The organism is Aureibaculum flavum (genome assembly GCF_016406085.1).
Lineage (GTDB): Bacteria > Bacteroidota > Bacteroidia > Flavobacteriales > Flavobacteriaceae > Aureibaculum > Aureibaculum flavum.
In genome coordinates this window covers 21444-42484 of record NZ_JAEHFJ010000005.1, presented here as the reverse complement: position 1 = coordinate 42484, position 21041 = coordinate 21444, and the positions used below count along the sequence as shown (strand labels likewise).

At 31.4% G+C, this 21041-nt stretch carries 17 protein-coding genes; 8 read left to right on the top strand and 9 right to left on the bottom strand.

What is annotated here, in order from left to right:
- Window positions 1-24: 24 nt before the first annotated feature.
- The 5 genes from JBL43_RS10995 to rbfA form a co-directional block, all read right to left on the bottom strand.
- Window positions 25-3702, bottom strand: a complete 3678-nt coding sequence (locus JBL43_RS10995; RefSeq protein WP_198841499.1) for a metallophosphoesterase — start codon at window positions 3700-3702, stop codon at window positions 25-27.
- Between the two features lie 18 nt (window positions 3703-3720).
- Window positions 3721-4920, bottom strand: coding sequence for a Pycsar system effector family protein (locus JBL43_RS10990; RefSeq protein WP_198841498.1), 1200 nt, complete (start codon window positions 4918-4920; stop codon window positions 3721-3723).
- Window positions 4921-4926: 6 nt separating this feature from the next.
- Entirely contained in the window at window positions 4927-7308 is a 2382-nt protein-coding gene (locus JBL43_RS10985; protein ID WP_198841497.1) for a GAF domain-containing protein, read from the bottom strand.
- A gap of 96 nt (window positions 7309-7404) precedes the next feature.
- The gene (locus JBL43_RS10980) at window positions 7405-8604 is read right to left on the bottom strand and encodes an ABC transporter permease (protein WP_198841496.1); all 1200 of its coding nucleotides are present in this window, start codon (window positions 8602-8604) and stop codon (window positions 7405-7407) included.
- Between the two features lies 1 nt (window position 8605).
- Entirely contained in the window at window positions 8606-8998 is a 393-nt protein-coding gene (gene rbfA, locus JBL43_RS10975) for a 30S ribosome-binding factor RbfA (protein ID WP_138951550.1), read from the bottom strand.
- A 115-nt stretch (window positions 8999-9113) separates the two neighbouring features.
- On the opposite strand from rbfA, the gene mce reads away from it, so the two are divergent.
- The 5 genes from mce to truB are packed head-to-tail and all read left to right on the top strand — an operon-like array spanning window position 9114 to window position 12173.
- The gene (gene mce / locus JBL43_RS10970; RefSeq protein WP_198841495.1) at window positions 9114-9515 is read left to right on the top strand and encodes a methylmalonyl-CoA epimerase; all 402 of its coding nucleotides are present in this window, start codon (window positions 9114-9116) and stop codon (window positions 9513-9515) included.
- A 34-nt stretch (window positions 9516-9549) separates the two neighbouring features.
- Window positions 9550-10428 carry a cell division protein FtsX gene (locus tag JBL43_RS10965; protein WP_198841494.1) on the top strand — a complete coding sequence of 293 codons (879 nt, stop codon included), beginning with the start codon at window positions 9550-9552 and terminating at the stop codon, window positions 10426-10428.
- Between the two features lie 4 nt (window positions 10429-10432).
- Entirely contained in the window at window positions 10433-10684 is a 252-nt protein-coding gene (locus JBL43_RS10960; RefSeq protein WP_198841493.1) for a DUF3098 domain-containing protein, read from the top strand.
- Window positions 10685-10686: 2 nt separating this feature from the next.
- Entirely contained in the window at window positions 10687-11484 is a 798-nt protein-coding gene (locus JBL43_RS10955) for an undecaprenyl-diphosphate phosphatase (RefSeq protein ID WP_198841492.1), read from the top strand.
- Entirely contained in the window at window positions 11484-12173 is a 690-nt protein-coding gene (truB, locus tag JBL43_RS10950; RefSeq protein WP_198841491.1) for a tRNA pseudouridine(55) synthase TruB, read from the top strand. The genes JBL43_RS10955 and truB overlap by 1 nt, the downstream gene beginning before the upstream one ends.
- 22 nt (window positions 12174-12195) lie before the next feature.
- On the opposite strand, the gene JBL43_RS10945 is transcribed toward truB, so the two are convergent.
- Window positions 12196-12804 (bottom strand): thioredoxin family protein, encoded by a 609-nt coding sequence (locus JBL43_RS10945; protein ID WP_198841490.1) that lies wholly within the window; start codon window positions 12802-12804, stop codon window positions 12196-12198.
- A 70-nt stretch (window positions 12805-12874) separates the two neighbouring features.
- Complete coding sequence (locus JBL43_RS10940; RefSeq protein ID WP_198841489.1) at window positions 12875-13828, bottom strand: NAD-dependent epimerase/dehydratase family protein; 954 nt, start codon at window positions 13826-13828, stop codon at window positions 12875-12877.
- Window positions 13829-13937: 109 nt separating this feature from the next.
- Between JBL43_RS10940 and JBL43_RS10935 the strand changes: the two genes are divergently transcribed.
- The 3 genes from JBL43_RS10935 to JBL43_RS10925 all read left to right on the top strand — a co-directional run bounded on the left by JBL43_RS10935 (window position 13938) and on the right by JBL43_RS10925 (window position 18698).
- Window positions 13938-14531: a hypothetical protein gene (locus JBL43_RS10935; protein ID WP_198841488.1), complete on the top strand. Its 594-nt coding sequence runs from the start codon at window positions 13938-13940 to the stop codon at window positions 14529-14531.
- A 105-nt stretch (window positions 14532-14636) separates the two neighbouring features.
- Window positions 14637-18098, top strand: coding sequence for a T9SS type A sorting domain-containing protein (locus tag JBL43_RS10930; protein WP_198841487.1), 3462 nt, complete (start codon window positions 14637-14639; stop codon window positions 18096-18098).
- Window positions 18099-18203: 105 nt separating this feature from the next.
- On the top strand, window positions 18204-18698 hold the full coding sequence (locus tag JBL43_RS10925; protein WP_198841486.1) for a DUF6646 family protein: 495 nt from the start codon (window positions 18204-18206) through the stop codon (window positions 18696-18698).
- A 3-nt stretch (window positions 18699-18701) separates the two neighbouring features.
- Here the strand turns inward: JBL43_RS10925 and JBL43_RS10920 are convergent, their stop codons facing one another.
- On the bottom strand, window positions 18702-19175 hold the full coding sequence (locus JBL43_RS10920) for a regulatory protein RecX (protein ID WP_198841485.1): 474 nt from the start codon (window positions 19173-19175) through the stop codon (window positions 18702-18704).
- Window positions 19176-19381: 206 nt separating this feature from the next.
- Window positions 19382-20920 (bottom strand): Rne/Rng family ribonuclease, encoded by a 1539-nt coding sequence (locus tag JBL43_RS10915; protein WP_117879719.1) that lies wholly within the window; start codon window positions 20918-20920, stop codon window positions 19382-19384.
- Window positions 20921-21041: the final 121 nt, after the last annotated feature.

Genomic DNA, 21041 nt, shown 5'->3' with positions numbered 1-21041 from the left:
GAATCTATTCAATAAAAATTATATCTAAAACCCGAAACCTAAACCGAAAGAAAAACGAGCTCCCTCATCCGCATTAAATACCGAAATTTGAAAAGTCATTACGTCAGCTGCATTTGCAAAAACGCCTCCTCCATAAGCATTGTGCCATTTATCAGAATCTTCACCATCTAACCAAACTCTACCATAATCTACACCTCCGTAAACTCCTATATGCAAGGGTAAAATAACTGTTTTTAACTTTGTTAAATTTAATCTCAAATCTGTACTTTGATAAAATGAAGATTTCCCTGTAAAACGCTGGTTTCTATAACCACGTAATCCGTCACTTGCTCCAAGTGAAGCTGCTTGATAAAACTCAAAATTATCTCCAAAAATAACATTTCCTTTAATTTTTGTTGCCAGTACCAATTGACCTGAAGGTACCAATTTATAATCAAAACCGATGGATGGAGTGATATAACTAAATCCGTTCGACTCATCTATATTCGCCTTATACCCAACTTCTAACCGGGTTTTCATCCCTAAGGTAGGAAAAGCCTTATTGTCCTGGTTTTCATAACTAAACTCAGCATTTACACCCACATATTGAATCTTATTTTCTATTTGATTTTCTGTATAGAATATATTTATAAACCGATCTGAAGTCTCTTCAACTTCAATAGCCTCATAACTTGCCCCAACTTTAAATCGAGTACCATAAGTACCTATTTTCACCAATGAAGGTTTAAATGCAAGGCTACTAATTTTGACACGGTTAAAATCCATATCAAAATTATCTTCATCTAATGCATTCAGATTACTGGTTTCATTACCAAAATCGAAGAAATTAATACTATAGTTTGGGCTTGTCATTTTAGCATCCAAACCTAAATTCCATGTTCCTATAACATTTGAAAACTCACCATGATATCCTATCTCAAATCCATTAGTCGCAAAGAAATAAGATCCTGAAAGGATATGCTGAGAAGTAAATGGATTACGCTCAAAACCATATGTTGTATATGTATTTGAGGCCCCTATCTTAACCCCATCATCAGGATTAAAACCAACGGTTGGTATAAATTGATTTATATTATTTTTAAGCTTCGTATAATCATAAACATTTGTCTCGTAATCATCCGTTAGCTTAACACTTCCTTTATTCGTTATGAATTCATTTTTCTTTGACTTATAGTCATAGAGTTTAACTCTTTTACCATTTTCCACATTATAGGTGTCGTTATTCTGACCGCCTATAATTCTAATTTTTATAAGACTGTTGCCTTCACCGAAGGTTTTGAACACATCATCATCGTCAAGCCCATAAATCCATATTTCTTTAGTATCTTTTTTATCATATACCCTTTCATGAAATATAGTGCCTTTTTCACCATTTTTAATTCTATAGCCAACTACTTTTGTTAAACCATTTGGAAGCCGTTCTATATCAAACCAATCGTCTTTATCAGTCCCTCTTATAACCGCAAATTTATTAATGATTTTATAGTATTCACCAGCCGTTTCATTAAGGTTTTTGATTCTTGACACTAGAATGCGTTTGATCTCTAAAACAGTTTCATCTTGAATCTCTTTAGGCATTATATGTAATGCTCTTTCGATTACTTCAGCGGTTAAATTTTTCTGAATAAATTCAGCCTGCTCTATCCATTGTTTCTTTTCAGTCTGATTAATTATAATCATATCTAAAGAATAAGGACTTGAATTAAAACCCTTAACATTTCTTATGTTATCATAAAAACCCTCCATTAATTTTAATGGGGGTGTAATTCGCGTAGCTATTTGCATTAAGGCTCCATCTCCCATTATAGAAAAAGTTTGATCTCTATCTCTAGGTATTGGTTTAAAAACCACCTTGCCTGATTTTTTATCTTTAAATTCTGCCCAACGCCATTGGTCTACATGCCTATCCCAATCGCCAATAACCATATCAAAAAGCCGAGCTCTTAGGTAGGTTACATCATCAACAACATATTTTTCATCCTTTCTTAATTTTTTCAACAAATCATCAGTGCTTTCAATTTTTTTTGCAAAACCAAAACTTTTAAGATTTTGCTGACTATCGCCAACATGTTCTTCAATCATATAGAGCTCATCACCAAAATCAGTATTAAAAGCTCCCAATGCGTTTTGTTTTGGCACATAATATAATACAGGATTGGTATGATATAAGTCAATAGCATCAGATAATTCTCCAGTGGTAAAAGGAGCATAAGGATGTGACCCTGTGTAAAAATCTTGTAATAAACTTTCGGTAAAGGTATCTTCAAAATCACCAATAATATACTGATCTTTAAAAGCCATAGCTTGCAGATACACCTCGGCACTTTTTCGTAAAGCACGCATAACATATTGTTTGCCTTCACCATCGATTAAACGAAGTGACTTAGATTGATGTCCACCTCCTTTTCTTAAAGGCGTAACCCCTCCAAACAACGTGTCTAAATTAACAGTTGGAGCGGCTACTTTCTCTCCGTAATACTTACGGTATCTTTTACCCCAAATACCTTTATGAAAATTAGTCTTATCAACCTCTTCATCTGTATAAATCGAAGCTTTTACGATGGCAGGAAAGTCATTTTTATAAGGTTCTAATTGATTCGATTTATCTGAAGCTAAAACCTCAGTTTGAAATATTATTTCATTTGTTTTTGCCGAATAAAAGCGAACAAAAGAAGCCCCATCTTTAAAAACGTCTAAAATAGCATAACCTGAATCACTAGATGTAAATTCTGCCGAGACATTACGAGTTGCTGTATTTTTTGAGCCAGAACCGCTAATAATTTGAGGTAAATTATCCTTCTTTAGATATTGCAAATTATGCTCGTGACCAGAAACAAAAATTACTTTATCATTTTCTTGAGCTAAAGTTACAATTCTTTTTATAAGGTAATTATAATTCTTATTTTGAGTATCTGCAGGAGAAATTCCACTTGTTTTTCGAATTAAATTTTTTAAGCTTCCTAAAATAGGTAATGGTTTTAGATTTGATTTAAAATCAAATTGCCCAGCATGTGGCCCGTTACTAAACATTGGATTATGAATGGCTACCAGTGTAGTTTTACCTTGCGATTTTTTAATTAATCCTTCAAACTCTTCAAAAAATTTATTTCGCGTTCTTATTTCACAATCATCATTAATTGTAGGATGCTTATCCCAATCAGTTAAATACCATTCTCCATCTATAACAATTAACACTGTGCTTTCATCAATATCAACTTTTTCTATTGGACAACCATTTTCAGGTAAAAAAGTTTGAGCTCCCAAAATTTCCTCAATATAATCCTCTTGCCTTTTAAGACCTTTAACCCCTGAATACCAATCGTGGTTACCAGGTATAAATATGGTATTACCCTTAAAATTTTCTACTGCACTTGTTTGTACATTCAATTGATGCTCTGCAAAAGCCCTATTCTTATCGTCCTCATTAGGCATTCCTTTGGGATAAATATTATCTCCTAAAAAAATAACTGTGCTATTTTTAGATGCTTTTGAAATTTCATTTTTAAAAGATTGTAATGCAATAGAAGAAGTCCCTATTTCAGAATTACCGGCATCACCAATTAAGTAAAAAGTATGCTGAATTTCTTTATCTGGAAACGTTGAACTTACTAGTCCTTTTTTAATTTGAGTTTTATAGGTAGCACAAGCATTCAACAAAAACACAGCAACAAAGAACAATACAAATCTGTAATAATACCTCATATGTTTGTTATTCTATTTTTAAATAGTAACACCAGATGTTCTGAATGCAACCGCAAAAGCAATGACTGACATAATAATTCCTATCAAAAATATGGTGTAAGTAACCCTTAGTATTTTATATTTCTTATGTAAAACTAAGCCCAAAAAGTATAAATCTTTTTTCATTGATGAATACAAATAGTCTCTATCTTCCATCATTTCTCCCATAGCCCATTCGAATTCTTCCAATTTCACTTTATGAAAATTACCAAAAAAAAGTAAGTTTACTTTTTTATCTTCAACATCTTTTTTGGTAAACTTACCACTTGTAATATTAGGTCTTGTAGCCAACACTGATAACCCCATAGAAACTAAACTAAATGAGACAAAAATAGCAGTTGGAATAATTAAGTAATGATTTGACGGATTATCTAACTTAGGAATTAAATTTGATAACGCCATTGATATAATAATAGCATTTACTGACAATAATATATTGGCTTTTGTATCAGCAATGTTACTCAGATTAATATGATTTCTAAGCGTAACTCTAAACATGGTTTCAATGCCACGTTCAGGAATTTCGGCTTTACGTTTTTTTAATTTATACTCACCGGCTTTCATTTTACCTTTCGCTAACGCCTGCTTAATTTTTTTTCTAGATTTATATAATCGAGCTAAATTTTTATCTTTAATTTTTTGCCAATTAATTCGGGCATAATTTGTATAATAATGATGTTTTTTAGTAAAAAAATTAATATTCTCGTCAATCCATTCAGAATCGGTAAATTTCTTAGAGCTAGATAAGTTCCATTCTTCTCGCAACAACTCATTAACTTCTGAGAACACACTATTTCCTAAATGAGCACAATCAGCATCAAGTAAGACCTTTTCCAAAATATTTTCAGGCTCCGATTCCATATTTGTAGCCATAATGCATTTTTGTACACTTGAAATAATTTCAGATGTCAAATTGTGTCCCTCTAAAAAATCTTTTGCTATTTCTGAACTATTAATTTCATGTCCTTCAAATCCGTTAATAAATCCAATATCATGAAACCATGCCGCCAATTCAACAATTTGCGTTTGTTCAGGTGTTAATTGCTCTCCTATGGCCAGTTCTTTAACAGAACTTACAACTCTTTGGGTATGACTTAAATTGTGATAAATATATACACTTAATAAATGTTCCGTTAGTTGACTTACAACATATGCCTCAACTTTTTGTAAAATATCCATAAATAATTAGGCTTTTATGTCTTCAATTAATTGATCAATTGTAATGGTAGTTTTCTCATTAAATTGTTCTTTATATAAAACTTCAACTCGGAGAGCTTTTAAGCCAGAAACACCTTGTAAATCTTCCAATTCTAAATATTCTAATTGACCTAAATAGTTTTTTGATTGTAAATATTTAATATATTTTTTATACTCTCTAGCATCTTTATCTTGAGAGTAAACAATCGCTATTTTTCCTGGAGTGGTTAAACGCTCAGTAGTATCTTTTATATTCGCCTTATCAATACGTTTTTTAATAATTTCGTACCTAATATTATAAGCTCCATCAACATCAAATTGCTTTTCATCCATCCTAAATTTAATGGCCAAAGAATTACTATGCACCAAAATTAATGACGCAATTTCAAGCTCATGATCTAACGTACCTTTCAATTGAAAAGCAAGATTTTCCATTTCATACATCAGCTGTAACTGCCATAACCGCATGTTATATAAGTATAACGAATTATACTCTTTATTTTGAACCAATGATTGGCCTATATACATGTTATATTCTACACCATCAGTTTTGTACCTTTCAAAATAATGAGGAAACATTGCCTGAGCTTCTTCCTGCTTTTTGTCTATAAGATCGGCTAGTTTCTCATTTAGAATTGTTACACTCTCTTCATAGGCTTTTCGTTGCTCGTATACTACGTGCAAACTATCATCTAATCGATTCATGTAGATATCAACAGATTTTTCTAACTCCGAATTAATTCCTTTAATATGATTAAACACCGGATAAATATCACGTTTTAGAAAATCAAGTATTGCGATCTCATCTCCAGCATGTAATCCTTTTTTAACATCTCTTAAATACTCTTCAACACGAAACATTAACTCATCATAAATTGGTATTTCTTCAACTTTACAAGCATTATTCAAAACATTTGATGCTAGATTAAGCTGAACTGATAAGTCATTTTTTATGGCATCATTACGTGCTATAGAAGACCCTTTTATATCAGCTTGCCCATATAATGGGAATACATTATCAAAAACAATATCATCTAATTTAGGACTTTCTATCCCTTTAAATTTATCACCATAATAATGCTCGGCTGCTTGATAAAAACGCCATTTTACAGTGGGATGAATTGAAGTGTAATGCTCTTGAATAGTGGCTTCAAGAATATTTTGATGCTCTTCTGAATTTCTTTTTACAGCAGCTTCAAAAATTGGAATTATGTCTTTTAGCTTATTCTGATTAATAGAATTTAATTCATAAGGCCTAGGTGATGCAATTTCTAATAAAGCCAAATCATTATTTTCCGTTGCCTTAATAGGTATCAAGATAATACTTTGAATTCCTTTAGACTTAAGGTCTTTATAAAAAGAATTTTGGTTAGTTGATTTCCCATATTTCTCAACATCAGAAATTGTTACAATTTCGTGCTTAATGAATACATTATTCATTATTCCATCACAAAAATAATCCTTACAATTAACAACACTTTTACCCTCAAGAATTAAACTATCTGACTTTTTAATATTGGTTTCACACAACTTAATATTTACAGCGTCAAATATTGAAAACCCAAGTTTCAAGTCTCTTATGCTATAGAATTCACGCAAATATTTTCGTAAATCACCAATGAGATTATGGTCTTGTCTTAATAAGCTATTAGACAATGATGACAATGTCTCATCTTGAGTTACATCAAAAAGATTCATGATTCCAAAACCTTTGTATATATAACTATTTGGAGGAAACTTTTCTTTCCAAACCTCTATGTTATTGAAATTATCCAATAACAATCTAAAATCTTCTTCTGTAATTTTCGGAGCATTTTCTGTCGGAATAATATCAGCAAAATCACCATTTAGGGCTACTCTATAATGTTTTGTAACTCCTGTATTTACATCAGGAATATCATAAAAGAATGGGCGTTTTAAATCTATGTTATATCCATAACAGTAGGCTAATATCATAACACAACCATGAATATACAACTCATTATCGTGAAAATTTCTGATACTAAATTGATAGTCATCACCAGAATTATTAATAATATTTTTGAACCTATTTGAGATCTTAAAAGTTGTAAATGAAAATGGAATACTAGCTGCTTTTATTTCATTATCAGTTAAAATTTCAGGAAATAATCCTTCCAATAATAAATCAATCTCATCTTTATATTTCAATAATAAAGATTCATCTGTAAAGCCATCAATCAATTCTGGGTATTTTTCCAAACGCCCAACAATTTCCTTCGCCGAATTATAAAAAGGGTGTTCCTTATCATCCAAATACTTTTGATAAAATTGAAAAACCTTTTCAAAACTTATCTGTAGTTGCAACGGAAAAGATTTCTCTTTTAAATTTACTGATTGTTGAATAATCATAATTAAAATATTTGAACCTACTAAGTTACACAATTTATATTAGGTATAGACGTTAACAAACCCCATTCCTAACAATAAGAAAATAACAATTTTAAATTAAGAAACAATTTTTTTAGAAATTCTAGAACTCGCAATCAAAGCTGCTAAATATCCTAAGGTTAAAATTGTGAAAAACACTATTAGAACATTAAAAATAGTGAATTCTACAGGATATGCTAATGACGAATTAATCATTATCAACCCGAAGTACTTTTGCAGTAAAACAAAAGAAATAGCCAAAAATAAGCCTAATAGTAACCCGAAGAAAGACAGTAAAAAACCTTGATAAATAAATATTTTTTTTATCTCTTTTAAACTAGCTCCTAAGCTGAATAATGTTTTTAAATTTTCACGTTTGTCTAAAATCATCATTACAATAGCCCCAATAACATTAAATAAAGCAATAATTAAAATTAATGTAAAAATTAAATATGAAACTAAATTTTCAGTATTCAACATTTTATGAAAAACGGCATTGAGTTGTTCTCTGGTTTGAATTCTATATTTACTTCCTAATTTCTGTTGTAGAATTTCAATTACTTCAGGTCTATTTACATTGTTTGCCAATTTTAATTCTATTGCAGATATTTGATTTGGCTTATAATTTAATAAACTTTGCACAATTGACAATTGAGCAAAAACATAATTTTTATCCAATTCTTCAGTCAATCTAAAAATACCTGTAGGTTGCAAATTTAAACTAGTAAATGCTGTTTTAGCATTACTTATATAACCTTTACCTGGCTTAGGTACTGAAACTTTTAAGGATTCTGTAAAATCATAGGTACCTAAAGATAAAATTGCAGAGACACCGTTACCAATAACAGCCGAATTAACAATATCTTTATCTAACCATTCTCCAACATAGATTGCTGTATCTATATTATTAACTGACAAATACTTATCATCAACTCCTTTAATACTCGCTATATGCGACTTTTCATTATAACTAAAAAAAGCTCTTTCTTCTACTACTTTACTATAACTCTTAATGTTTTTGTCATTAACTACTACAACAATGGAGTCATTAAACAGGAAAGACTTTCCTACAGAAGCACTTATTTTTAGATCAGGATCAGAAACTCTAATAAAATCTAAACTAAAATCTTTTAAACCCGAAAAAACTGACAACACAATAAATAAAGCCATTGTACCAACAACAACACCTGTAGCGGCTATAATGGTAATTATATTTATTGCATTATTACTACTTTTAGAAAATAAATATCGCTTAGCTATGTATAAAGGAAATTGCAATTTATCTTTTTTGCCTTTTGGATAAAATATCTGGATTCTTAATAGGGTTTTCCACATTACCCTTTAGTGATTTATCTATACCTTCAATATAGTCTAATGAATCATCTATATAAAAGCTCAATTCTGGCATCCGGCGTAATTGATTTTTTGTCCGCTTAGCCAACTCGTGTCTAATTAATGGTGTATTTGATTTAATGCCTTCTAATAATTCTGCACCTTTTTCTGTTGGAAAAATACTTAAATATACTTTAGCATCAGACAAGTCAGAAGTAACATTAACCTTAGTAACTGATATTATTATGCCCTTCATGCCATCTTGTGCAGCATGTTGTAACACATCAACCAAATCTTTCTGTAAAACACCGGCTATTTTTTTCTGTCTATTTGTTTCCATAATGCAAAAATAGGGTATAAAACTGAACTTTTGATTTTACCAGATATTTAATAATAATATTGTTTATTTTTGAAAGAAGTACAATTAATATAAATAAGACTTAACGCCTAGACAAATGAAAAAAATTGAACATATTGGTATTGCAGTTAAAGACTTAGACAACTCTAACACGCTGTTTGAAAAACTCTTTGGAAAAGCAGCCTATAAACTTGAAGAAGTAGCTTCTGAAGGAGTTATTACTTCTTTTTTTAAATCGGGTCCGAATAAGATTGAATTATTAGCGGCCACAACACCAGAAAGCCCAATCGCAAAGTTTTTAGAAAAAAAAGGAGAGGGAATTCATCATATTGCTGTTGATGATATTAAAAGTGAAATAAAAAGGTTGAAAAAAGAAGGTTTCATCGTCTTGAACGACAAACCAAAAAAAGGTGCCGACAACAAACTTGTAGCTTTCTTACATCCAAAAAGCAGCAATGGGGTTTTAATTGAATTGTGCCAAGAAATTAAGCAAAAATAAGTATATTGCGTCGCAAATTTTAGCACAAACTACAATGAGTACTTCTTTTGAAAAATATCAAAAAAGACGATTAAAATCTTCCTATTTTTCTGTAATACTAAGCATCGCTTTCGTATTATTTTTATTAGGATTATTTGGTCTTTTAGTGCTCAATACTAAGAAAATTTCTGACTATTTTAAAGAACAGTCATCAATAACCATTTTTCTTAATGACGAAGTTGACTCACAAAAGGTCAAAAATCTTCAAACGCTTTTAGAAAGCGAAGGATACACAAAATCTATTGTGTACATATCTAAAGAAGAGGCTGCTAAAATAGCAACTGAAGAAAATGGTGAAGATTTTATGGAATTTTTAGGTTACAATCCTCTAAAAAACGCAATTGATTTATATTTAAAAGCTGATTTTGTTTCACCAGAAAAAATGAGTGAAATAGAAAATGAATTAGCAAAAAATAGTATTGTCAATGAAGTTTCATATGACAAACCTCTAATCGGTTTATTAACAAAAAATATAAAACGTATTAGTCTATGGGTATTAATTTTTAGTAGTCTTTTTGTTTTGATAGCAATGCTACTTATTAATAATTCGATACGCTTGTCCGTTTACTCAAAAAGATTTACCATAAAAACAATGCAACTTGTTGGAGCTACCAAACGTTTTATTCGTAAACCTTTTATTTGGAGCAGTATAAAATTAGGTGCTTTTGGAGCATTGGTAGCATTAATTGCTTTAGCTGTAGCAATGTACTATTTAAATATTAATTTTCCAGAATTTGGCTTTTTAGAAAACACCAAATTGATAGCAATTTTATTTGGAAGTATTTTTCTATTGGGAATTATTATATCTTGGATAAGTGCGTTTTTTGCAACACAGCGTTTTTTAAATTTACGAACAGATCAATTATACTATTAAAAAAATGAGTAAAAAAGAAATCCACAAAAACACGGAGAACGAATTCCTTTTTGGAAAAAAGAATTACATGATTATGCTCGTTGGTCTAATTGTCATTGCACTTGGCTTTATATTGATGGCTGGTGGAGGTAGTGATGACCCAACTGTTTTTAATGAAGAAATTTACAACTTTCAACGAATTAGATTAGCCCCAACATTAGTTCTTATTGGTTTAGCTATAGAAATATACGCCATTTTGGCGAATCCAAATAAATAGGAATGAGTTATTTAGAAGCTATTATTTTAGGCCTCATTCAAGGTTTAACAGAGTTTTTACCTGTATCTTCAAGCGGACATTTAGAACTTACTAAAGCATTATTTGGAGATAGCTCTCTACCTGAAGAAAGCTTAACATTTACTGTTATTTTGCACTTTGCAACAGCTTTAAGTACACTAATCATCTTTAGAACAGAAGTTATTCAAATTTTAAAAGGGTTGTTTCAATTTAAATGGAATGAGGAAATGATTTTTTCATTAAAAATTATTCTTTCAATGATTCCAGCAGTAATTGTTGGATTGTTATTTGAAGAACAATTAGAATCATTTTTTGGTGGAAAAATTCTATTAGTCGGTTGTATGCTCATAGTAACTGCAATTTTATTATTACTTGCAGATCGAGCAAAAAACACTACAAAAGATGTAACTTTTCCTAACGCATTAATAATTGGAATTTCACAAGCAATAGCTATGTTACCAGGAATATCGAGATCAGGTGCAACAATATCGACTTCTGTCTTATTAGGCGTAGACAGAACCAAGGCTGCCCGATTTTCTTTTTTAATGGTAGTTCCGTTAATTTTTGGAAAAGTAGCCAAAGATATTATGGGAGGTGATTTAAACTTTGAAAGTGCTCAAATTGGACAAATGACAATTGGATTTATAGCGGCTTTTATTTCAGGACTATTTGCCTGTACATGGATGATTTCTTTAGTTAAAAAAAGTAAATTATCGTATTTCGCCATCTATTGTACAATTGTCGGATTAATAGCTATTGGCTATGCTCTATTTTTTAAATAATGACTGAAGAAGATTACAAAAACGGTCAAGTTCTGCTTATAGACAAACCTTTAAAATGGACCTCCTTTCAGGTGGTAAACAAATTGAGATGGGCCATAAAACAACAGTTCAATTTAAAGAAAATAAAAGTCGGTCACGCAGGAACTCTAGATCCTTTAGCAACCGGATTACTTATTCTTTGTACTGGAAAATTTACTAAAAAAATTGACCAATTTCAAGCTCAAATAAAAGAATATACAGGCACTTTTACAGTAGGTGCCACTACTCCATCATACGATTTAGAAACTGAGATTGACCAACATTTTGAATTCAGTCATCTAACTAATGAAATTATCCATAACACAACAAAACAATTTATAGGTGAAATTCAACAAAAGCCACCTATATTTTCAGCCTTAAAAAAGGATGGAAAACGGCTTTATGAATTAGCAAGAGCCGGTGAAACCACAGAAATAAAATTACGTAACATAAAAATTTCTGAATTTGAAATCACCAATATTAATCTACCCAATATTGAATTTAGAGTAGTTTGTAGCAAGGGTACTTATATTCGTTCTTTGGCCTATGACTTTGGGCTAGCCTTAAACTCTGGAGCACACTTATCAGAATTAAGACGAACTAAAATTGGCGACTTTGATGTTAAAAACGCACAAAGTATTGATACTTTTTTAAACGGCCTAGACAACTAAACAAGCACATCTCGAATTTTACTTAGGCCAATTGACCAACGTTCAACAACTGCAACAAATCACTTTCTATTGCTTTTCCTTTATCGCTATTATACCAATTTTGAAGTTGTTCTTTAAACGCTGCGTCAAGTACCCCAAATTTTTCTTTTTGCTCTAATACCATTTGAGTTGCAATGGCTGGTCTAGGACCAAAAGTACCCAACACCTCAAGTGTATTTGCATTTAACATTATCAATTTAGGAATTGCTTGTCCACCATTGGTTAAAAATTGATTCATCAACGCTTCATTCTCATCTCTTAAAACTATTTTCAAATCAATATTTTCAGAAGCTTCAGCAACTTTATTAATTATAGGTAATACTTGAGCCGCATCTCCACACCAACCTTCAGACAATACTAACCAAATATATTTTTCTGTTACATTATCTAAAGCTTCTACAGTACTTTCAGCAATAGAAATTGTTTTATCCAAACGCTTCATTCTGCTGTTATTCAACTTACTATAATGTACTAGATCTTCAGATTGATTTACCCCAGTAGCTTTACCTTCCTTTAACAATCCAGTTACCAACTCTCTATACGTTGAATATGATATTGCTTTTTCTAAACTATTTTTAATACTATTTTTCATCTATATTTATTTAAGCCTGCAAATTTAAGAAATGTTTAGTCGAAGAAATGTTACAAATATTACACAAAATTTAATTTGCCTCTTTAATTAATCTTAAATTTTCTAACATCGTTTCCGTCATTTTCTCTAAATCAAAATTCGGTTTCCAATTCCAGTCTTTTTTAGCTTGACTATCATCCATATTTTCCGGCCAACTATCAGCAATTTGTTGCCTAAAATCAGGTGAGTAATTTATACTAAAATCTGGTATCTGTTTTTTTATAGATTCCGCTATCTCCTTAGGTGTAAAATCAGTTGCAGAAATATTATAAGAGGCAAAGTCGTTTGGCAAATCAGCATCCATTAAACTAATAGTTGCATCAATAGCATCATCCATATACATCATTGGTAATCTTGTGTCTTCAGACAAAAAACAATCATAACTACCATCAGATAAAGCCTTATGATAAATCTCTACGGCATAATCTGTTGTACCTCCACCTGGAGGTGTCTTCCAACTTATTATTCCGGGATAACGTACGCTTCTAACATCTATACCGTATTTTGCTTTATAATAAGCACACCACCGTTCACCTGCCAACTTACTTATACCATAAACCGTAGAAGGCTCCGTAATGGTTATTTGGGGAGTGTCAATATTTGGTGTCGTTTTACCAAACACAGCTATAGAACTTGGCCAAAATACTTTTTTTAAATAACCTTCTTGAGCTAATTCTAACACATACAACAAACTGTTTATGTTCAAATCCCATGCATTATGTGGATACTTTTCAGCAGTAACCGAAACCATTGCTGCCATGAGGTAAACTTCAGAAACATTATGTTTTTTAATAATTTGTAAAATTGCCCCCTTGTAAGTAGCATCTAAAATTTCAAAAACACCATTTTGCATTAGCTCATCTGAACCATTTTTAATATCTGAAGCAATAACTTTATCATTACCATAAATGGCTCTTAACTTAAACACAAGTTCAGAACCTATTTGTCCACAAGCACCAATAACCAGTATTGAATTATTATTCATGTATTTTATTTTATATCCAATACAAAATTAATAAATTAAAATGCCTAATTCGTCTAATGGTTACTTATTTATTTAACTTTGTCACAAGTCTTATTTGCAAATTAAGTGTATGAATTATTTAAAAATCGTTTACTTTTTAGTATTTATCTTAGCATTAGCCTCATGTAAAAAAAATGAAAATAATGTAGTGAACGATAGCACTACGGCTAATGATTCTATTGTAGATACTGATAAAAGAACCATAAGGGCTATTGGCGAAACACTATCTCCAGACGGCAAGGAAACCGTTAAAGATTGGGAGGAGTATCAACTATTAGATGATTTTTTGGATAATTTTTATAGCAGCTCACCTAATGAAGCATTGAATCTTTCAAAAGAACTATCTCATACAACAAAGCAACTAATAGATTCTTTAAAAATTGACAGGTTTAAACAACCAGATGTTAGCATCAGACTTAACGTTATTCACAATTATGCACTTCGCTTAGCTGACATGTCAACCATTCCCAACATTAACCCTTCTGAAGTGCAAGATGAAACCCAAAATATTTTAGATGCTTTTTCCTCTCTAAATAAAAAAATAAACAACTTGGCGAAACAAGAAAAATTAGAAAAAGAATTAAAAGGATTTACAGCTCCTATACTCATTGAAAAGGACAGTTTGAATTCACCGAAATTATCTCCTCCACAAGGATTAAAATAGCATTTTACTCTTTTACCAAAATCTTCAACATCCTCACTTTTTAATTAAACGAAATAAATTTACTAAATTTGAGGAATTCCCTTAATTCATTTCATATCTAATTCTATGTATAAAAAATTACTCCTTATTATATTATTATTTTCTGCTATTCAAACAATATACTCGCAAGATCTGCCTTTGGATGTAAATAATGGAAATAGTATCCAAAAAAACAAAACGACTAATACTACTTTTGAAAATACAGTTAATATTTATGAGAATTATTTCTCTACTAAAAATGTTGCGAAAAAAGGAAGTGGATTCAAACCCTTTAAAAGATGGGAATATCATTGGAGTCGTTTTCTTCAAGAAGATGGTACTATTGCTCCTTCTAAACTTTTATGGGATGCATGGGAACAAAAGCAAAAAATGTCAAAAGCTACAAAAGCTACAAGCAATTGGAATGCCGTAGGACCTTTTTCTCAATCAAGTAATAGTGGACAAGGCCGTATAAACACTATTTTTGTTGATCCAAATAATGCTAATACTATTTATGTTGGTGCACCTGCTGGTGGATTATGGAGGTCTACCGATGCTGGGGTAAACTGGACTCCATTAACAGATGATTTACCTCAAATTGGAGTCTCAGGCATTGCGGTTGACCCTAACAATTCTAACATAATTTATATTTCTACAGGAGATGATGATGCTGGAGATTCTTATTCTGTTGGTGTTTTAAAATCGACAAATGGCGGTGTTACTTGGAACCAAACTGGCTCATTGGGATCTATAATTGGAGATAATGGCTATAACACAAGTAATGAAATTTTAATTGACCCTTCCGATTCAAATGTTATTTGGGTTGCAACGGGCAGTGGCTTATTTAAATCTGAAGATGCTGGTGTAACATGGATCAATAAAATTACCGGTATTCATATTAGAGATTTTAAATTAAAACCCAGTAACGCTAATACTATTTATGCAGTATCAGGAAACACATTTTATGTGTCAATAGATGGAGGTACAACCTTTACATCCGCGGCCTCAGGTTTACCAAACTCTAGTTCTACTGGTAGATTAAGAGTTGAAATTACCCCAGCAACTGGAGCAACTAATAATGTATATGTTTTAGCTACTGACAATTCCTATGCTTTTGTTGGGGTGTATAAATCAACCAACAGCGGTACAAGCTTTACAAAAACCGCAGAAAATGATGACATTTTTGGAAGTACTCAGGCTTGGTTCGATTTAGCTTTTGCTGTATCCCCCACGGATGAAGACATGATTTTTGTTGGAGTATTAGACATCTGGCGATCAACAAATGCTGGTAATAATTTTTCAAGAATTAATGATTGGCGTCAGCAAACAACTGCTTATACACATGCTGATATTCATTTTTTAAGATACTACAATGGAATACTATATGCAGGAACAGATGGTGGCGTCTATAAATCTACTAATAACGGTGGTATCTTTACAGATCTGACTAAAAATTTAGGAATAAGTCAATTCTATAAACTTTCCGTTGCCAAACGTACGTCAACTAAAATGTCAGGTGGATTACAAGATAATGGAGGATTTTCCTTAATAAATAACAATTGGCACAACTTTCACGGAGGTGACGGTATGGACTCTGCTGCTGATCCCAATGATGAAAATACATTCTACGGTTTTACACAATTTGGTAGTGCATTAACCAAAACTACTGATGGCGGTTTAACTAGCACTACTATAGCCGGTGCTCCAGATCTTGAAACTGGTACCAACGACAATGGAGGTAACTGGGTTACTCCACTGGTAATTAATAAAGCCGGAGAAATATATGCCGGGTACAAACAACTATATCAACTTATAAATAACAGCTGGACTAAAATTTCTAGTCACAACTTTGGTGCAGACATAGATGCTATTGAAATAGATCCAAGTAACAATAACAACATTTTTGTTTCGAGAGGTAAAACGATTTTTATTAGTAATGATAAAGGTAAAACTTTTACAACACGTAACTCCCCTCAAACAGGCATATCAGGCACAAATATTAGTTCTATTGAAGTTCATAGTTCCAATAGTGATATTGTATGGATAACAACTACTGGAGTAAGTAATACTTTAGGACCTAGTAGTGGGCATAATGGAGGAGGTGTTTATAAATCGACAGATGGAGGTTTTACATTTACCGACATATCTACCGGCTTACCAGACGAATCTAAATTTGTGGTAAGACACCATCCCTTTTCTACAAATAACTCCATCTATTTAGGTACAGCATTAGGTATTTATCATAGAAATGACGACACCAATACTTGGGAAGTTTTTTCGACAGGCTTACCAAATGTTGCCATTCCTGATATTGAAATAAACCCTTTTGATGCAAAAATTACTGCAGCAACTTACGGAAGAAGTGTTTGGCAGTCTAGTATACCAACTATTACGCTACCAACTAAAGAAATTGAATTGACCAAAATAAGTTCACCTAATAATAGTGTAACCTGTGGTCAGGTTACGCCAAAACTATTAATTACAAATAATGGTCAAACAACCTTGACTTCATTTACCGTAAATTATAATATTGATGGTGGTACAAATCAAACTTTTAATTGGACAGGAAATATTACTTCAAACACAAATAGTACTATCGACTTACCCGCTATTTCAGCTAGTACTGAAGGAACTCATACCTTAGAAACAACTGTTGTTTTGACTGATGATGCTAATGTTTTCAATAATTCAGCTTCAACATCATTCACAACTAATGCCTCCGGAGATGGCCAAGTAATAAATAATTTTGATGATAGCACCACTGATCAATGGATTGTTTCAGATAATAATTTATGGCAAATTGGTACACCAACTACAACGCTTTTAAATAATAAGGTTTCTTCTGGTTATGTAACAAATCCTTCTGGTAATTACCCAGATCAAACGACCAGCTATTTAACATCTCCATGTTATTATTTAGCTGGATTAGAAAATCCTATTTTAAAATTTAAAATGGCTTTTGACCTTGAAGAAAATTGGGATGTAGTTTATGTAGAATATTCCACAAACCAAGGAGAAAATTGGGAGGTACTTGGTACAGCTAATGACCCCAATTGGTATAATAGCAATCGAACAAATAGTTCTTCTGGTTTTGCTGACGATTGTCAAAATTGCCCAGGTGCTCAATGGACCGGTACTGATACAATCCTAAAGGAATATAGTTACAATTTATCGGCCTTGAACGGAGAATCAAATGTGATTTTTAGATTTGCATTTATTTCTGATCAAGCAGAAAACAATGAAGGTGTAGTAATCGATGATTTTCAAATTGACGCCACCGCTATTTTGGGAATTGACGACTTTGACGAAGGTGAATTTTTAATTTATCCAAACCCGTCTTCATCAATTTTTAATATTAAACGAAGAAATACCGCTGGCCAAAATATGTCTATTAATGTTTTTGATATGACAGGTAAATTAATACAAAAACACAGAAATATTACTAATGAGAATTATCAATTACAAATGACCGGAGTGGCTAAAGGTGTTTACTTTATAAAAATTAGTATAGATAATAAGAACTTAGTGAAAAAATTAATTCTAAACTAACCCTTAAAACAATTGGAGTAAATCACTTAATAATTTATGATTTCTAGTCTTTATTATAAAATACTTATAATATATTTGCCAAGAATTTTATGAAATCAAAAATAAATGAAAAATATACTTACAATAATAGCATTATTTAGCTTTATCCATATAAATGCACAAGCTTTTTATGGAAAAGAAGATAGTAAATTTCAAATAGGTGTTAATTTTCAACATAACGCTACATCAATAAATGTTGCTTATGACTATGGTCTTGGTGAGAACTTCTCAGTAGGTCTTTCTTCATCTTATGCTCTTGGAGTACCTGCGGTTCTAGATGCAAAATTTGACGATCGCATTGACCTAAAAGCAAGATTTAATGCCAACATTGGCTCTGTTTTAAACATCGATGAAAATTTTGATTTTTATCCAGGGATAAATTTTAATTTAAAGAATTTTGGTGCACATGCTGGGGCACGTTATTTCTTTAGTGATGGTTTTGGTGTATTTTCAGAAGTCAACTTTCCAATTGCAAAATATAACGCTGGCACTTTAACTGACGCTGAAAAATTACACAACCAATTTACAGTTAGTATAGGTACAGTATTTAATTTAAATTAAATTTCAAGACGTCAGCTCCGATACTTTAGTATAAACCAAATTCGTTTCCCAACCACGGTACAGCAAGTAATCTGCCATTTTTTTTCTTTTCTTTTGAATATTTGGCTCTGTTATTTGAGTATACTTTTTTTCCGCTAATTGATCAAAAGTAGAAAGATATTCAGACTCATCTATCTCTTTTAGAGCTTGAGTAATATTGTAATTTGTTATTTTTCTAAATTTCAATTCTCTGACTATTCGAACTTTTCCCCATTTTTTTATATTAAATTTACCTCTGGCGAATGATTTAGAAAAACGCTCTTCATTTAAAAAATCATGCTGTAATAAGTGTAAAATAATTTCCTCTTTTTCGTCTTGAGATAAATACATCTCATATAATTTTTTCTCCACCTCTGAATGACACCGCTCTTGATAAGCACAATAATTTTCTAACCTCCTTTTAGCTTCTTCAAGTGAATAAATTTTCTTATTTGTCATAATAGATTGCGAATCATTTTATACTACTCTACAGATCACTGCGTTTCGTTCCTGTAATAATGTGGAAATTATTCATCACTAATTTTATTTAGAGTTTACCTTCAAGCTAAGCCAATATACCATATTAAAAATTATACTCACTTACTAAAAAGCAAAAAAAAACCTATAAGCCTTAGCTTATAGGTTTTGTATGATATAATACTACCTTATTTAATCTCATTGTCATCTTTATCAAAAAAATGATATTCTAGATATTGGTAAGCATCTCTCGGTATAACTTTAATCCACTTTTTGTATTTAAAAAACCATTTTTGTTGAATTGAGGGCATCCCCTTTTTAAGATATGATTCTACAAAAGAATGTGCATGAAGCGTTAATCCTTTTTTAGACTTATCTATAATCCTTCCTAAGTGATTTTCAATTTTATCTACCAAAATTATTGGAGCCTCGACTTCTCCATTGATATTTGGATTTTTTTCTTGTGTCTTAATAACCATCTCTGGTCGAACACGTTGTCTAGTAATTTGCACTAAACCAAATTTACTTGGTGGCAATATCTTGTGTTTTGTTCTGTTAGATTTCATCTCATTTTTTAAATGATCGAACAATTTTTGTCTATGACTTGCAGTGTGCATGTCAATAAAATCTACCACAATAATTCCACCCATATCACGTAATTGTAATTGACGTGCTATTTCTGAGGCTGCAATTAAATTTACTTCTAATGCAGTATCAGCTTGTGAGTTTGCCTTGTTTGAACGATTACCGCTATTCACATCTATTACATGTAAAGCTTCTGTATGTTCAATGACTAAATAGGCTCCTTTTGGCATTGATACCGTGCGGCCAAATGCTGTTTTTATTTGCTTTTCTATCCCATATTTTTCAAAAATAGGTAACTTCGATTTGTAAAGTTTAATCATAGAAACTTTTGTAGGAGCGATGCGTTCTATATATTCTTTAAGTTCTTCAAATAACTGAGCATCATCAGTAACGATGCTAGAAAATGAATCATCAAAAATATCTCTAAGAATAGAAGACGCTCTATTTAATTCAGACAACACTTTTGCTGGTGCCTGAGCTCTTGGTAAATGTTTACATAAGTTAACCCAACGTTGTAAAGAATTTTGTAAATCTTTATCCAATTCAGCTACTTTAATACCCTCGGCCACCGTTCTTAAAATAACGCCAAAGCCTTTAGGTTTAATACTTTTCGCAAGTCGTTTTAGCCTTTCTTTTTCTTTATTGTTTGATATCTTTTGAGATACCGAAACTCTATCCGAAAAAGGTACTAACACCAAATATCTACCTGCTATTGAAAGCTCAGAACTTATTCGAGGTCCTTTTGTTGATATTGGTTCTTTTACAACCTGTACTAATAAATTTTGACCAGACTTAATAACTTGGTCAATGGATCCATTTTTATTTATGTCTTTTTCTAAATGGAAATCTTTTAAAGTGTAATCTTTTAGTTTACCCGTGCCTATTAACTTAATGTACTTAGTTAAAGATAACAACTGTGGCCCTAAATCATGATAATGTAAAAAGGCATCTTTTTCACTGCCTACATTTACAAAAGCTGCATTTAAGCCTGACAATGTTTTCTTAATCTTAGCTAAAAATATATCGCCAACATTAAAATTATTGTCATTTGTTTCTTTGTGTAATTCATTAAGTCTACCATCTTTTAATAAGGCAAAATCTATATCAGAGGAAGTTGATCTAATTATTAATTCTGTTTTCACTCTGCATAAGTTTTGTATCCATACTAACTAATATAGTACAGATTGATTAAAAAAATGTTTACGAGTTAAATAACCCGATGAAATTTGTTTTTGCAAATTTCTTTTTCAAAGAACGATTTGA